This window comes from Allobosea sp. GW823-FHT02B03 (assembly GCF_058797755.1).
In genome coordinates, this window is sequence record NZ_JBXAJY010000002.1 from 129,480 (window position 1) to 143,421 (window position 13,942).

15 protein-coding genes are annotated in these 13,942 nt (G+C 66.7%); 11 read left to right on the forward strand and 4 right to left on the reverse strand.

From position 1 onward, the window contains the following. Nucleotides 1–4: 4 nt before the first annotated feature. The 4 genes from AC1REK_RS05425 to AC1REK_RS05440 all read left to right on the forward strand — a co-directional run bounded on the left by AC1REK_RS05425 (nucleotide 5) and on the right by AC1REK_RS05440 (nucleotide 3,054). Nucleotides 5–607 (forward strand): AAA family ATPase, encoded by a 603-nt coding sequence (locus AC1REK_RS05425; protein ID WP_492270406.1) that lies wholly within the window; start codon nucleotides 5–7, stop codon nucleotides 605–607. Next, nucleotides 604–1,011, forward strand: a complete 408-nt coding sequence (locus tag AC1REK_RS05430) for a DUF3574 domain-containing protein (protein WP_492270405.1) — start codon at nucleotides 604–606, stop codon at nucleotides 1,009–1,011. Before AC1REK_RS05425 ends, AC1REK_RS05430 begins: the two co-directional genes overlap by 4 nt. Before the next feature lie 9 nt (nucleotides 1,012–1,020). Then, on the forward strand, nucleotides 1,021–2,031 hold the full coding sequence (locus AC1REK_RS05435) for a 4-hydroxyproline epimerase (RefSeq protein ID WP_492270404.1): 1,011 nt from the start codon (nucleotides 1,021–1,023) through the stop codon (nucleotides 2,029–2,031). 144 nt (nucleotides 2,032–2,175) lie between these two features. Further along, nucleotides 2,176–3,054, forward strand: coding sequence for a bile acid:sodium symporter family protein (locus AC1REK_RS05440; protein WP_492270403.1), 879 nt, complete (start codon nucleotides 2,176–2,178; stop codon nucleotides 3,052–3,054). 84 nt (nucleotides 3,055–3,138) lie between these two features. Here AC1REK_RS05440 and AC1REK_RS05445 read toward each other — a convergent pair whose 3' ends face one another. Continuing rightward, nucleotides 3,139–4,386, reverse strand: a complete 1,248-nt coding sequence (locus AC1REK_RS05445; RefSeq protein ID WP_492270402.1) for an NAD(P)/FAD-dependent oxidoreductase — start codon at nucleotides 4,384–4,386, stop codon at nucleotides 3,139–3,141. 229 nt (nucleotides 4,387–4,615) lie between these two features. Here AC1REK_RS05445 and AC1REK_RS05450 point away from each other — a divergent pair, with 229 nt between their 5' ends. From AC1REK_RS05450 to rpe, 3 genes are all read left to right on the forward strand, one after another. After that, a complete protein-coding gene (locus AC1REK_RS05450) occupies nucleotides 4,616–5,617 on the forward strand; it encodes a hypothetical protein (protein WP_316017048.1) in 1,002 nt (333 codons plus the stop codon). Nucleotides 5,618–5,664: 47 nt separating this feature from the next. Next, entirely contained in the window at nucleotides 5,665–6,342 is a 678-nt protein-coding gene (locus tag AC1REK_RS05455) for a glutathione S-transferase family protein (protein WP_492270401.1), read from the forward strand. Between the two features lie 199 nt (nucleotides 6,343–6,541). After that, the gene (rpe, locus tag AC1REK_RS05460; RefSeq protein WP_492270400.1) at nucleotides 6,542–7,222 is read left to right on the forward strand and encodes a ribulose-phosphate 3-epimerase; all 681 of its coding nucleotides are present in this window, start codon (nucleotides 6,542–6,544) and stop codon (nucleotides 7,220–7,222) included. Nucleotides 7,223–7,392: 170 nt separating this feature from the next. On the opposite strand, the gene AC1REK_RS05465 is transcribed toward rpe, so the two are convergent. Next, nucleotides 7,393–7,743 (reverse strand): DUF1428 domain-containing protein, encoded by a 351-nt coding sequence (locus AC1REK_RS05465; protein ID WP_316017051.1) that lies wholly within the window; start codon nucleotides 7,741–7,743, stop codon nucleotides 7,393–7,395. A gap of 180 nt (nucleotides 7,744–7,923) precedes the next feature. Here AC1REK_RS05465 and purB point away from each other — a divergent pair, with 180 nt between their 5' ends. The 4 genes from purB (at nucleotide 7,924) to AC1REK_RS05485 (ending at nucleotide 10,574) form a co-directional block, all read left to right on the forward strand. Further along, a complete protein-coding gene (gene purB, locus AC1REK_RS05470) occupies nucleotides 7,924–9,231 on the forward strand; it encodes an adenylosuccinate lyase (RefSeq protein ID WP_492270399.1) in 1,308 nt (435 codons plus the stop codon). A gap of 79 nt (nucleotides 9,232–9,310) precedes the next feature. Continuing rightward, entirely contained in the window at nucleotides 9,311–9,589 is a 279-nt protein-coding gene (locus tag AC1REK_RS05475; RefSeq protein WP_492270398.1) for a type II toxin-antitoxin system Phd/YefM family antitoxin, read from the forward strand. Next, nucleotides 9,589–10,002: a type II toxin-antitoxin system VapC family toxin gene (locus AC1REK_RS05480; protein ID WP_492270397.1), complete on the forward strand. Its 414-nt coding sequence runs from the start codon at nucleotides 9,589–9,591 to the stop codon at nucleotides 10,000–10,002. Before AC1REK_RS05475 ends, AC1REK_RS05480 begins: the two co-directional genes overlap by 1 nt. After that, complete coding sequence (locus AC1REK_RS05485) at nucleotides 9,999–10,574, forward strand: RBBP9/YdeN family alpha/beta hydrolase (RefSeq protein ID WP_066467138.1); 576 nt, start codon at nucleotides 9,999–10,001, stop codon at nucleotides 10,572–10,574. Before AC1REK_RS05480 ends, AC1REK_RS05485 begins: the two co-directional genes overlap by 4 nt. On the opposite strand, the gene AC1REK_RS05490 is transcribed toward AC1REK_RS05485, so the two are convergent. Both AC1REK_RS05490 and AC1REK_RS05495 read right to left on the reverse strand, forming a co-directional pair. Then, nucleotides 10,552–12,936 (reverse strand): T6SS phospholipase effector Tle1-like catalytic domain-containing protein, encoded by a 2,385-nt coding sequence (locus AC1REK_RS05490; protein ID WP_492270396.1) that lies wholly within the window; start codon nucleotides 12,934–12,936, stop codon nucleotides 10,552–10,554. The genes AC1REK_RS05485 and AC1REK_RS05490 overlap by 23 nt on opposite strands. A gap of 186 nt (nucleotides 12,937–13,122) precedes the next feature. Next, nucleotides 13,123–13,788, reverse strand: a complete 666-nt coding sequence (locus tag AC1REK_RS05495) for a hypothetical protein (RefSeq protein ID WP_316017055.1) — start codon at nucleotides 13,786–13,788, stop codon at nucleotides 13,123–13,125. Nucleotides 13,789–13,942 lie beyond the last annotated feature (154 nt).

The following is a 13,942-nucleotide window of genomic DNA, read 5'->3' on the forward strand; positions in this document are numbered from 1 at the left end:
GACGATGGCGGACGGCGGCCTGATCATCCACATCAATGGCTGGCCGGGCGTCGGCAAGCTCACCATCGCGCGCGAGCTCGCCGGGCTGATGCAAGCCCGCCTGCTCGACAACCACACCATCATCAACCCGGCCGAGGCGCTGTTCGAGCGCCGAGACCCGCTCAACCGCTCGCTCCGCAAGGCCCTGCGCGCCGCGATCTTCGACCATGTCGCGCGGATGCAGCCGGGCGTGCTGATCCTGACCGACGCGATCTCCGACGACGCCTTCGACAGCGCGCTCTTCGACGAGTACCGCGAACTGGCGCAAAGACGCGGCGCCCGTCTCGTCGCGGTCGTGCTCGACTGTGCGCCGCAGATCAATGCGCAGCGCCTCGTCGCCGCCGGGCGAGCGGAAAAGCGCAAGCTGACCGATCCTGCGATCCTGGCTTCGCTACGCGCCGATCACCGTCTGCTGCGAGCGCAAGGCGTGCCGCTGATCGAGCTCGATGTCGGCACTCTCTCGCCGGGCGAGGCGGCCGCGATCCTGGCCGAACGTTGTCAGGCGCTGGTTGAATCGGATTCTGAGCCGACTGAATCACATCCTCAGCCGGACGATGCAAAGCCATGATCCGACTCGGCTTTCTCGGCGCCCTTGCAGGCCTTCTGGCGAGCTGCACCACCCTGCCGCCTCTCGCCTGCGGCCCCGGTCAGGAGGCGATGCTCACCGCCGAATTGCTGTTCGGCCGCAAGATCGGCGAGCGTCTCGGCGTCAGCGAAGCCGCCTTCCGCCGCTTTATCGGCGAGGAGGTGACGCCGCGTTTTCCGGACGGGCTGACCGTCCTCGACGCGAGCGGCCAGTATCGCGACTCCAGCGGCAGGCTGATCCGCGAGCCGAGCAAGCTCCTGCTCATCGTGCTGAAGGACGAACCGGAAGGCCGGACCCGACTAGCCGCCATCGCCGAAGCCTACAAATCCCGCTTCCACCAGCAATCGGTCGGCACCATCCTGCGGCCGGCCTGTGTTTCGTTCTGAGGATCAGCCATGGCGACCCACACCTTCTTCTGCGTCGACGGCCATACCTGCGGCAATCCGGTGCGGCTCGTCGCCGGCGGCGGCCCGCGGCTGGAAGGCGCCAACATGGTCGAGAAGCGCGCCCATTTCCTCGCCGAGTTCGACTGGATCCGCACCGGCCTGATGTTCGAGCCGCGCGGCCACGACATGATGTCCGGCGCGATCCTCTATCCGCCGACGCGCCCCGACGCCGACATCGCCTTCCTGTTCATCGAGACCTCGGGCTGCCTGCCGATGTGCGGCCATGGCACGATCGGCACCGTCACCATGGCGCTGGAACGCGGGCTGGTGACGCCGAAGACGCCGGGCGTGCTGAAGATCGATACGCCTGCCGGGCTCGTCACCGCGACCTATGTCCAGAACGGCCCGTATGTCGACAGCGTCCGCATCACCAACATCGCCTCCTATCTGCACGCGACCGGGCTGAGCGCGGAGATCGAGGGACTCGGCGAGGTCATGGTCGACGTCGCTTATGGCGGCAATTTCTATGCGATCGTCGACCCGCAGGAGGCGATCCGCGACATCGCCGAGGTCAACCCGTCCGACCTGTTGCGCTGGAGCCCGAAGCTGCGCGCCGCCCTCAACGCCAAATACCAGTTCGTCCATCCCGAGAACCCGGCGATCAACGGCCTCAGCCACATCCTCTGGACGGGCGCGCCGACCAAGCCGGACGCCCATGCCCGCAACGCCGTCTTCTATGGCGACAAGGCACTCGACCGCTCGCCCTGCGGCACCGGAACCTCGTCGCGCATGGCGCAATGGGCCGCACAGGGCAAGCTCAAGGTCGGCGACGACTTCGTTCATGAGAGCATCATCGGCACGCTGTTCCGCGGCCGGGTCGAGGCGGCGGCCAAGGTCGGCCCGCACGATGCGATCATTCCCTCGATCGAGGGCTGGGCGAGGATGACCGGCTACAACACCATCTTCATCGATGATCGCGACCCGCTCGCCCATGGTTTCCAGCTCGCGGACAAGAATTAAGGATTTCGTAAGAACCCCGGCCTGCATCGCGCGCCACTTTTCCGTGTAATTTGACCCGAACGGAACAATTGATCAGTAGCGTGCCGTCGATATTGCATAGTAGTCTGACCTCAAGGCGGTAACGCCGACAGGGGGGAACGTATTATGCAGGCATCGATCCTGACCGATCTGCTTTTGCCGCTCGCCATCGGCATCATCATGTTCGGCCTTGGATTAAGCCTGACCCTCGACGACTTCCGCCGGGTCGCGCGCTATCCCCTAGCAGTCGGCTCCGGCCTCGCGCTGCAGGTCCTCATCCTGCCGCTCGGCGCGCTCGTGATCGCGATCGCGCTCAACCTCTCGCCCGACCACGCGGTCGGGCTGATGCTGCTCGCCGCCGCGCCGGGCGGGGCGACCGCCAACATCTACAGCCACCTCGCCCGCGGCGACGTCGCCCTCAACATCACCCTGACCGCCGTCAACAGCCTGCTCTGCCTGGTGACGTTGCCGATCGTCCTCGACCTTTCGCTCGATTTCTTCCTCGGCTCGGGACAATACGTGCCGCCGCCGCATCGCAAGGTCATCGAGGTCGGCGCCATCATCCTGATCCCGGTGGCGCTCGGTATGCTGGTCCGCGCCCGGGCGGAGAGCTTCGCCCTGCGCGCTGAAAAGCCGATCAAGCTGTTCTCGGTGCTGGTCCTCGCCGGCCTGATCGCGATCGCGATCTACATGGAGCGCAAGGCACTGCTGCCGAGCATCGTCGCCGTCGGTGGCGCCTGCCTCGCCTTCAACCTGCTCAGCATGTTCTCGGGCTATCTGGCGCCGCTCGCCCTGCGCCTGCCGCGCAGCCAGGCCGTGGCGATCTCGATGGAGATCGGCATCCACAACGCCGCCCTGGCGATCTACATCGCGCTCAACGTGCTGAAGAACCCGACCGTCGCGGTCGTGCCGGGCATCTACAGCCTGGTCATGTATGTCACCGCGACGCTCTTCGTGCTGCTCCTGCTGCGCAGGCGGCGCGCCACGGAAATCGCGCGAGGCTGAACGGCGAACGCGAAGCCCTCATCCTGCGAGACGCGGACCTGCGGCCCGCTCCTCAGGATGAGGTCGCCGGAGCATCCGGGAGAACTACCCGAACCGCGCCGCCGCGAAGGGCGTCGGGTCGACGAAGACCTTCTGGCCGGTCACCATCTCGGCGATCATACGGCCGGTGACGGCGGCGAGCGTCAGGCCGTGATGAGCGTGGCCGAAGGAGAACCAGAGGTTCCGGTGCTTCGGCGCCGGTCCGATGATCGGCATCATATCCGGCGTACAGGGCCGGCAGCCCATCCAGGGCTCGGCATCGAGCCGTTCGCCGAGCGGGAACAGCGTCTTGGCGATCGGCTCGGCCCGGGCGAGCTGCACCGGCGTCTTCGGCGCATCGCGATTGGCGAATTCGGCGCCGGTGGTCAGTCTGACCCCCTGGCGCATCGGCGCCAGGAAATAGCCGCGCTCGGTATCGAGCACGGGATGGTTGAGCACGGCGTTGCCGAGCGGCTTGTAGTGCATGTGGTAGCCGCGCTTCACCGCCAGCGGCAGACGATAGCCGAGCCTGTTGGTCAGCACGTCGGCCCAGGGGCCGAGCGCCACCACCGCGTCTCGCGCTTCGGCCTTGCCGCCATCGGCCAGCGCGACGCTCCAGAGCTCGCCATTCTGGCTGAGCGTGCCGGCATCGCCCTGCGCGAACTGGCCGCCGAGCTTCTCGAACAGCGCGACATAGGCCTTGGAGAGGCCGAGCGGGTCGATCACCGTCACCGGGTCGGTCCATTGCAGGCCGCCGATCAGGCTCTGGTCGAGATGCGGCTCCTCGGCACGCAGCGCGGCGGCATCGAGGGCACGGTGGTTCAGGCCGTAATCGCGCTTCCAGCGCGCCGCCTCCGCCAGCCGGGCCTCCTGCTCGCGCACAGTGCGGAAGACCTTCATCCAGCCCTTGCGCCGCAGGAGCTCGGTCGCGCCGGCTTCCTGCGCCAGCGCATCGTGCTCGCTGACGCAATGCTCGATCAGCGTCGCATACTTATGCGCGATCGCCTCGTGCTGCGAAGCCCGCGAATGCATCCAGTACGACCACAGGAAGGGCGCGAGCTTGGGGATCGCGTTCCAGTGGTAGTGCGCGTCGATGGTGTTGTTCATCGCATAGCGGATCAGCGCCCCGAAATCATGCGGGAAGCCATAGGGGTAGACCCCCTCGCGCTGGATCAGGCCGGCATTGCCATAGCTGGTCTCGCCGCCAGGCTGGCCGCGATCGACCAGCAGCACCGAACGGCCCGCCTTTTGCAGATGCAGCGCGACCGCAATCCCGACGATTCCCGCCCCGAGAACGATAGTATCCGTGCGCATCGCGCCAACTCCGCCAGCCCTTCCCAGCCGCCAACAATAGCGCCCGCTTCGGCGCTGTCAGCACGGATGCGTAATTTTGCGCAGATGCAGCCTAAGTTTCGTAATTTTTGCGCCAATTCTCGATTCTGATTCATCCTTGCGAAGAAAGAACCAAATATCCCGCAATTTCCTGCCAGACGCATCGCGGCGATGCGCCGCCGCGAGATGACGCCGGCACGGGGATCGGCCAGTGTGGCGCCCCGCCCTGCTGCTCCGGCCGTCAATGCTCGCTTATCTCGCCTCCGCCCTCGCCCTGCTCGGCCGCTACGGCACGCAAGGCTTCGCATTGTCGATCTTCCTCGGCCTGGCCCTGCCGCAGTTCTCCGCGGCCGCCCGGCCGCTCCTGCCGGTCACGATCTTCTGCTTCACCACCGTCGTCTTCATGCGGGCGGATTTCGGGGTGATCGCCGGGCTGGTGCGGCGGCCGGCGAAGCTCGTCGCAACCTGCCTCTGGCTGCTCTTCGTCCCTGCCTTGCTGATCGCCGGCGCCCTCGCCCTGCTCGGCCGCGAGGCGCTCGATCCCGGTCTCCTGCTCGGCATCGCGATCATGGGGGCGGCTCCGCCGATCATGTCTTCCCCGGCCGTCGCGATTCTCTACGGCTTCGAGCCGTCGCTGATCATCGCCGGCGTCATCCTTACGACCATCGTCAGCCCGCTGATCGCGCCGCTCCTGGTCGATTTTCTGGCCGGCGCCGCCGTCCCGCTCGACCGGCTGGCACTGACCTTGCGGCTCGTCCTGTTCATCGGCGGCGGTATCGTGGTCGCCGCCGCCATCAGGCGCTGGCTCGGGGCCGCGCGCATCCGCGAGCTCAAGCCCAATCTCGATGGCTTCGGCGTGCTGATGTATTTCATCTTCGCCATCGCCGCGATGGACGGCGTGACCAGGGCGGCGATCGAGCGGCCGGGCCAGGTCGCGCTCTTCCTCGGCGTCGCCTTCCTGATCTCGGCGATCGGGCTCGCCAGCGCCTGGCTCGCCCTGCGCCGCTTCCCGCGCTCGGAACGCTTCATGATCGGCTACGGCACCGGGCAGCGGAACATGGGCCTGCTCGTCGCCGCGCTCGGCGCCGGCGTGCCGCCGACGACCTATCTCTTCTTCGCCCTTGCCCAGTTCCCGATCTATCTGCTGCCCTGGCTGCTGCGCGGCATCGCAGCGCGGATCAGGCGGCGCGAGACCCCTGCTGACTCCGCCTGACCGGAAGTAATGAGAAAGTCGCTCCAAGAAAGATTGGAGCGACGACCATGATCACCCTCTATTCGGGGCCGCTGAGCCTGTTTTCGCGCAAGATCGAAATCGCATTGCGCGAGAAGGCGCTGCCCTTCGAGCGGATCATGGTGCCGTTCAACCAGACGACGGGCTACGACCCCAAGCATCCCGAAGTCGTCGCCATCAACCCGAAGCAGCAGGTCCCGGTCCTGAACGATGACGGCATCGTGCTCTACGATTCCACCATCATCCTCGAATATCTCGAAGACGCCTACCCTGAGCCGCCGCTCTTTCCACTCTGCCCCGGAGCCCGCGCCCGCTGCCGGCTCGACGAGCTCTATGCCGACGAGATCATGCTGCAGGCGTTGAAGCCGCTGATGCACCGCACCAGCCCGCCGAACACCGACCAGATCAAGCGCCTTGCGCAGGAGGCTGACGCGCTGATCGCCGAGCAGGCGCTGGAGAAGCACTATGCCGTGCTCGAGGACCGGCTCGCCGGCCGCGAATTCTTCGGCGACGCCGTCTCCGTCGCCGACATCGCCCTGTTCATGAGCGTGCTGTTCTCGCTTCGCCTCGGCGGCCCTTCGCTCGCGCCATTCGATGGCTTGTCGCGCTGGTTCGAGCGGCTGAAGCTGCGGCCTGCCTTCGCCCAGGCCGCAGTCGAGATCGCCGAAGCCGACCGGCGCCTGTCGTTCCCGCTGAAGCGGGCGTAGGGCCGGAAGCCACCGGCGTCTACGCCTCACAGCAAAGGCGCTGTCGTCCCGCGGACCGAAGCGCCGAGCCGGGACCCATTCCGGAACCTCATTCGGACAGGCTCCGGAAGGAATCCCGGATCGGCGCCGCTGACGCGGCTTGTCCGGGATGACATCGACGTGGTTTCGCGATCCTCGGAAACAGGCTAAACGCCGCCGCATGAGCACGATCCGCATCGCCCCATCCATCCTCTCTGCCGACTTCTCCAAGCTCGGCGAGGAAGTCCGCGCCATCGACGAAGCCGGCGCGGACTGGATCCATTGCGACGTGATGGACGGGCATTTCGTGCCCAACATCACCTTCGGCCCCGACGTGCTGAAGGCGATCCGCCCGCACACCAAGAAATTCTTCGACGTCCACCTGATGATCGCCCCGGTCGACCCTTACGTCGAGGCCTTCGCCAAGGCCGGCGCCGATCTGATCTCCTTCCATGTCGAGGCCGGCCCGCACCCGCACCGCACGATCCAGGCGATCAAGGCGCAGGGCAAGCAGGCCGGCATCGTGCTCAATCCCGGCACGCCGGCGAGCGCCATCGAGCCGCTGCTCGACGACCTCGACCTCATCCTCTTGATGACAGTGAATCCCGGCTTCGGCGGCCAGAGCTTCATCCATTCGGTGGTCGACAAGATCGCCCGCGTGCGCGCCCTGATCGGCGAGCGGCCGATCGCGCTCGAGATCGACGGCGGTGCGACGCCCGAAACCGCGCCACTCGCGGCGAAGGCCGGCGCCAATGTGCTGGTCGCCGGCTCGGCCGTGTTCAAGGGCGGCCCCTCGGCCTACGCTGGCAACATCGCGGCGATCCGCAAGGCGGCTGAAGCCGCGCGCGGCGACTGGGTCTAGATTTCTTCGGCACCCTCACCTTGAGGAGCCATTCCCAAGGGGGAACGGCGTCTCGAAGGATGCTTCAGGAGGCTCCAGAACCAACTCGACCATCCATCGAGACGGCCGCTGATGCGGCCTCCTCAGGATGAGGCCGTTGTGCTCCGGTCAGCCTACCAAGCGTCGAACGTTCAAAGCTCGATCTGCGCGAAACCGCCATAGATCAGGCGCTTGCCGTCGAAGGGCATCGGGTTCGCGCCGGGCTGCATGCGCGGATCGGCCATGATCTTTTCCCAGCCCGCATCGCGCGCCGCCTTGCTCGGCCATTCCACCCAGGAGAAGACGACGACCTCGTCCTCCTTCGCCTCGACGGCGCGGAAGAAGTCGGTCTGCTTGCCGCGCGGGACATCGTCGCCCCAGTATTCGGCGACCTTCGTCGCGCCATATTCCTTGAACAGCGGCGCGGCCTTTCGGGCATGCTCGGCATAGGCGTCGCGATTGGCGGCCGGCACGGCCGCAACGAAACCATCGACATAGGACATCGCGTTTTCCTCCTTTGGGTCTGTCGGCGCTCTCGGGGGAAGAGCGCCCCGCCCAGCCGGCGCGGACGCTAGGCAAGGCGAAGGTCCGAAGCTGTCAGCAGCGGCCGTCGGCATTTCCGTCTGCGGCCCGCACGTGCTAGCGAGCGCGAAAGGAAATCCTCTTGAGTTGCGAGCCCGCCGATGATCCCCCGCTATTCCCGCCCCGAAATGGTCGCGATCTGGGAGCCGCAGGCGCGCTTCCGCATCTGGTTCGAGATCGAGGCCCACGCCACCGATAAACTCGCTGAGCTCGGCGTCGTTCCCAAGGAAGCCGCGGCGACGATCTGGGCCAAGGCCAGGGACGCGGTCTTCGACGTCGCCCGCATCGACGAGATCGAGCGCGTCACCAAGCACGACGTCATCGCCTTCCTGACCCATCTCGCCGAGATCGTCGGCCCCGAAGCCCGCTTCGTCCACCAGGGCATGACCTCTTCGGACGTGCTCGACACCACCCTTGCCGTGCAGCTCGCCCGCGCCGCCGACATCCTGATCGCCGACGTCGACGCGCTGCTCGCCGCCATCAAGCGCCGCGCCTTCGAGCACAAGCTGACCCCGACCATCGGCCGCTCGCACGGCATCCACGCCGAGCCGGTCACCTTCGGGCTGAAGCTCGCCCAGGCCTATGCCGAGTTCGACCGCTGCCGCGCCCGCCTCGTCGCCGCGAAGGCCGAGATCGCGACCTGCGCCATCTCCGGTGCCGTCGGCACCTTCGCCAACATCGACCCGCAGGTGGAGGAGCATGTCGCGGCCAAGATGGGGCTGACCGTCGAGCCGGTCTCGACCCAGGTGATCCCGCGCGACCGCCACGCCATGTTCTTCGCCACGCTCGGCGTCGTCGCTTCCTGCGTCGAGCGCCTGGCGACCGAGATCCGCCATCTCCAGCGCACCGAGGTCTACGAGGCGGAGGAATACTTCTCGCCGGGCCAGAAGGGCTCCTCGGCGATGCCGCACAAGCGCAACCCCGTCCTGACCGAGAACCTGACCGGCCTCGCCCGGCTGGTGCGCGGCATGGTGACGCCTGCGCTGGAAAACGTCGCCCTCTGGCACGAGCGCGACATCTCGCACTCCTCGGTCGAGCGCATGATCGGCCCCGACGCCACGGTGACGCTCGACTTCGCACTCGCCCGCCTGACCGGCGTCGTCGACAAGCTGCTGATCTACCCGCAGAACATGAGGAAGAACCTCGACCGGCTCGGCGGCCTGCACAACTCGCAGCGTGTCCTGCTCGCGCTGACCCAGGCCGGCGCCAGCCGCGAGGAAAGCTACAGCCTGGTCCAGCGCAATGCGATGCGCACCTGGGAGCATGGCGAGGACTTCCTGACGAACCTCAAGGCCGACAAGGACGTCACCGCGAAGCTGTCGGTGGCGGAACTCAAGGCGATGTTCGACGAGGGCTACCACTTCAAGCACGTCGACACGATCTTCCGCCGGGTGTTCGGCGAGGCCTGAGCCCGCAGGGGCGCCTCGTCGGCGCCCCTCGCTTCCGGCCACGCTTGAACCGACTGGTTGACCAGTTTAAATTGCGGTCATGATCACCGTCGGCGCCTTCGAGGCCAAGACCAAGCTCTCCGAACTCCTCGACCGAGTCGAGCGCGGCGAGGAGGTCGTGATCACCCGCCATGGCAAAATGGTGGCTCGCATGGTGCCTGAGGGCCAGCGCGACACGGCGGCCGAGCGCAAGGCGCGCGAGGCCAAGGCAGCCGAAATTCTCGCCGAGATCACGCGCATCCGCGAGAAGCTGCGCGAGCAAGGCGTGAGCTTTTCCGCCGATGAGATCATCGCGATGCGGGACATGGGCCGCCGCTGATGGCCGTCATCGATGCGTCGATCTTGATCGCTTCGTTCTCGCCCGACGAAGCGCTTGCCGGTGCGGTCGACGCCATCAAGCCCTACCTGCTGGGTGGCGGCAACGCCCCGGCGCTCCTGCCCTACGAGATCGCCAATGCCCTGCACTGGAAAGTCCGACGCGGCGGACTATCTCGCATGAGCGCAGACGAGGTGCTCAACGGGATCCTTCTTGTACCGGTCGCGCTTCACGCCTCCTCCGCACAAGAGGTCGCCGCTCAAACTGTGCCGTTGTCATGGAAGCACGGTCTGACCATCTATGATGCGGCCTATCTCGAACTAGCTCTGCGCCTGACGCTTCCGCTGGCCACCGTCGACAAGGCTCTCGTTAGGGCCGCACGACAAGAAGGCGTCACGATTCTGGGACCATTATGAAAACCTCCGACGCCGACATCCTCATCATCCCCGGCTGGTCGGGCTCCGGGCCCGACCACTGGCAGAGCCGCTGGGTTGCCAAGCTCTCCAGCGCCCGCCTCGTCGAGCAGGAGGACTGGTACAAGCCGGCCCGCGACGCCTGGGCGAACCGCATCGTCGCGGCGGTGCGTGCCGCGACCAAGCCGGTCGTCCTCGTCGCTCATTCAGCCGGCGTCAGCGCGGTCGCACATGCGGCCGAGCATCTGAAGCCGCATGAGGTCATGGGCGCCTTCCTGGTCGCCCCGGCCTCCGAGCGGGCTAAGCGCGCCATCCCCGGCATGGCGGCCGACTTCATTCCGCTGCCGCACAAGCCCCTGCCCTTCCGCTCGGTGCTGATCGCCAGCACCAACGACAGCTACTGCACCCCCGAGGAGGCCAAGGCGCTGGCGGAAGCCTGGGGCTCCGAATTCGTCGATGCCGGCGAGAGCGGCCATCTCAACACCGAATCCGGCCACGGCCCCTGGCCGGACGGCCTGCTGCGCTTCGCCGGCTTCATGCGCAGCCTGAGCGTCATTTCAACGGCGTCACAGTGACCTTCGCCGTGCCGCGGTTGTTGGCGTAGAAGGGCTGGTAGAGGCCCAGCGGCAGGATCGCGTCATTGACGAAGAGAAAGAGCTCGCCGGTCCGCTTGGCGGTGATCTCCGCCGTCATGTTGTCACGCCACCTGCCGGGTCGACTCCAGTCGTTCGGATAGAGCGGATACTCGTCCCAGCCGAATGCGCCGATCCGGGCGATAGGCATGAACCAGAACTGGTCGAGCTTCCTCCGGAACAGGACGAAGGGCCGCAGATACCAGGGGAAGCGCCCGGCCTCGAAGCCGAGCAGATCGGCCTTGAACGGGTCCTTCGCTGCTGCGCCCGCATCGGTTGCGGCAGCCTTCGGATCGATCTGCGGCGGCGGCCCGTCGCGCCAATCATGATCGATCTGGAGGGCGATCGCGTAACGACGCCCCTTTTCCAGCGTGATCCCGCTCGCCCAGCAAACCGAGTCCGACCGGAAATCCGTGCGCGCCACTGCCGCTTCGATGATGGCCGGCTTGGGCCTGGTCGGCTCGCAATAGCCCCCCAGCGCCGAGGTCATCGTGACACCGACCCGGCTGAGCATCGCCACGATCAGGAACAGCGCCGCGAATCCGGCCAGTGTCGGGGTGATGTTCCGTTTCAGGACGCTGACAGCAGCCTGATAGGGCTTCGCCATCCGCAGCCGGTAGAGCGGGCTTTCCTTGACGTCGCCTTCGCCGCCGAGAAGCGGCCTCAACGTCGCTTTGGTCAGATCGCGCCAGCGTGGTCGCATCGCATCGCCGATCCGGGTCTGAAGCACGCCGCCGACGAGAAGCAGGGCGCCGAAGAGCAGCAGCAGCACGGCAAAGCTCGCCGGATGCGTCCGCCAGCTCGCCAGCCAGAATTGCAGGAAACCGGGGAGGAACGAGCCGACCCCGTCGATCGCCGGCTGCAGGAAGCAGGCCGGCCCGATGCAGGTTTCCGCCGCCGGCATCAGCACCGGCATCGCGGCGGTGGCGAGCAGCAGGATGATGCTGGAGAAGTAGAAGACCCGGCGCCGCCAGACATGGTTCCAGACCCATTCCTGGTCATGGGCGCGCCATTGCGCCTGCGCGCTGTCCTCCATGGGATAGGGCATCGGGATCGGCTTGTGCCCCGGGGCGGGCAGATCGTTGATCGCCCCCTTGCGGTCGACCACGGCGTAGCGCCCCGGCAGCACGATCGGCGCATAGCCGGTCGCACAGCTGCCTATCCGCCGGAGCACGCTCTCATGGATCTTGATCCGGTCGATCTTGACGAAGTTCCGGCCGATACTCTTGGCACCCAGCGCACCGAAATTGTCGTCCGCGAGCAGGGCGAGCTTGCGCGGCTGGTACCGATAGGAGCCGCCGAGCCCTCGCCGGGAATCGGCGATCGGCGCATCGGGGTCGGCGAGCCGCCTGATCTTGTCCAGCTCGCCTCTCTTGAAACGCAGGCCGCCGGAACCGAGAGGTCCGTTCAGGCGGACCTGATCCATCATCCACTCGAGCGAGATATAGGCGAGGCCGTCCAGCGGGTAGCCGCCGCCGACATTGGAGTGCATGCCGGTGAACCAGACCTGGCTGATCCGCTCCTCGTCGATATGGGCGGACGACGGCGCCTGCGGGTCGCGCTGGTGCTGCCCCCTTTCCTCGTTCCACAACACGGGATGGAAGGTGTTGCGCTCATCGTCGAGGGCCAGCGCGTGACAGGCCCGCTCGACATGCTCGTGCAGGTCGCGATCGGGAACCGACAGCGGGAAGAAGACATCCCAGGCGCGCGTCAGTTCATCGATCGGCAAGCCATAGGCCGAGACCGTGTCCCAGACGCCCATGAAGGCGATCCTGAGATGAGCGGGCGGGAGCCTGGGCAAGCGCTCCACCCCTCGGAGCTTGTCGAGCCCCCTCAACGCCAGATCACGGCCTGCGCGCGCCATGCTCAGGATGCCGCCGAAAAACGCGCTCCGTGGCTTGAACCGTTTCCGGTAGTCGCGAAAGGCTTCGTAGGCGTCGAACTCCATCTGCGCATCGGAGTTCTTCCGCACCAGCCCCTGCCGGAGGATGAGCCCGGCCAGGATGCGCACGGTGAAGGCACCGCGACTGAAGCCGAACAGATAGATCTGGTCGCCCTCGTCATAGGTCCGGCTAAGCTGGAGGTAGAGGTCGATGACATTTCGCTTCAGGCCGAGGCCGAAGGCGCCGCCCAGCATCGCCAGCGGCCGAAAGGTCGAGGTCCCGACCCCGTCATCGTAGAAGGCGATCTGGTCGGGCTTTGCCAGATCCACCGCCTGGTAGAGCCGGAAGACGTTGGTCTTGAACAAGGCCGCAGCGCTGTTGCCAGTGCCATCCGAGAACAGGATGATCTTCTTGCCCGTCATCGCGCGCACCGGCTCGTTAGCTGGCCAATACAACTACCGTGATGCAATCAGCAAGGAATGCAACCGGTAAATATCAAGCCGCGCGGCAGCGACGCACAAAAAACCCGCCCCGGATCGCTCCGGCGCGGGCTCTATCCACCGAGAGGTGGCTCGCATCCCGCTCTCAGCCGCCTGCCACGGAGCGCCTCAATTGGCGGCGAAGCAGTAGAGCAGACCGGCCCCGCCGGTGCTCCTGAGCGCGTCCTGGCTGCAGCCGCCTCGCGACAGATGCGACATGTTCCAGGATTTCGAGGGTGGCGTGTCGTCGAGCCCCGAGCGGTCATGGTGACCGAGCATCACAGCCCCCTCGCTCCCGCTCCTGGTGTAGTTGCCACAGGTCCGATCCTCGCCCGGGCCGAAGGCCGTGCCGTCGGCTTGCGAGCCGGTCAGGATATCGTGCTGGTTCGGCGTATCGCCACGGCCATTGACGACCTCGCCTTTCTCGGTGAGGGCGGTCTGCTTGGTTAGGCTTGCCGCGGCGCCATGCAGTTCTGCGACGCTGCTCGCGATTACCGTGCCCTTGGCGTTGCGCCATGGCCCGGCGCCGATCCGGTCGCGCGCATTGACCGCCGCTGCTCCGTCCGCCGCCTGCGTCGACAGATAGGCCCGCCAGGTCCGGGCGCCAGCCCCCGCCGCCTGGGCGAGACGCTGGCAGATCGCATCGGCGCCTGCGAGCCCGCCCAGATCGGCTCCCTTGCCGGAGCCGGCGCTCGTCACGAAGAAGGTCATCTCGGCTGTCTGGGCCCGGCCGGCATTCGCCGTCAGCGCCAGCAGGCCAGCGGCAGCGACGAGTTCGATACATCTGACACGCATCGTTCGGCTCTCCTGTCCTGTTCCGCGTTCCGGGACGCGTCGCACCAGGCAGCCCGCCCATGCTCAGTGACAGACCCAGCGACCGGCCCTCGCCCAGTCTAGCATGGCCTCGGCCTCACCATGGAATCGATGCCGGGGAGCCTCCCACCGAGCT

What these genes read in the sequence shown, in the direction of transcription:
- AC1REK_RS05425 (WP_492270406.1), top strand. Translation starts at nt 5, where the DNA reads ATGGCGGACGGCGGCCTGATCATCCACATCAATGGCTGGCCGGGCGTC.
- AC1REK_RS05430 (WP_492270405.1), top strand. Translation starts at nt 604, where the DNA reads ATGATCCGACTCGGCTTTCTCGGCGCCCTTGCAGGCCTTCTGGCGAGC.
- AC1REK_RS05435 (WP_492270404.1), top strand. Translation starts at nt 1,021, where the DNA reads ATGGCGACCCACACCTTCTTCTGCGTCGACGGCCATACCTGCGGCAAT.
- AC1REK_RS05440 (WP_492270403.1), top strand. Translation starts at nt 2,176, where the DNA reads ATGCAGGCATCGATCCTGACCGATCTGCTTTTGCCGCTCGCCATCGGC.
- AC1REK_RS05445 (WP_492270402.1), bottom strand. Translation starts at nt 4,386, where the DNA reads ATGCGCACGGATACTATCGTTCTCGGGGCGGGAATCGTCGGGATTGCG.
- AC1REK_RS05455 (WP_492270401.1), top strand. Translation starts at nt 5,665, where the DNA reads ATGATCACCCTCTATTCGGGGCCGCTGAGCCTGTTTTCGCGCAAGATC.
- rpe (WP_492270400.1), top strand. Translation starts at nt 6,542, where the DNA reads ATGAGCACGATCCGCATCGCCCCATCCATCCTCTCTGCCGACTTCTCC.
- AC1REK_RS05465 (WP_316017051.1), bottom strand. Translation starts at nt 7,743, where the DNA reads ATGTCCTATGTCGATGGTTTCGTTGCGGCCGTGCCGGCCGCCAATCGC.
- purB (WP_492270399.1), top strand. Translation starts at nt 7,924, where the DNA reads ATGATCCCCCGCTATTCCCGCCCCGAAATGGTCGCGATCTGGGAGCCG.
- AC1REK_RS05475 (WP_492270398.1), top strand. Translation starts at nt 9,311, where the DNA reads ATGATCACCGTCGGCGCCTTCGAGGCCAAGACCAAGCTCTCCGAACTC.
- AC1REK_RS05480 (WP_492270397.1), top strand. Translation starts at nt 9,589, where the DNA reads ATGGCCGTCATCGATGCGTCGATCTTGATCGCTTCGTTCTCGCCCGAC.
- AC1REK_RS05485 (WP_066467138.1), top strand. Translation starts at nt 9,999, where the DNA reads ATGAAAACCTCCGACGCCGACATCCTCATCATCCCCGGCTGGTCGGGC.
- AC1REK_RS05490 (WP_492270396.1), bottom strand. Translation starts at nt 12,936, where the DNA reads ATGACGGGCAAGAAGATCATCCTGTTCTCGGATGGCACTGGCAACAGC.
- AC1REK_RS05495 (WP_316017055.1), bottom strand. Translation starts at nt 13,788, where the DNA reads ATGCGTGTCAGATGTATCGAACTCGTCGCTGCCGCTGGCCTGCTGGCG.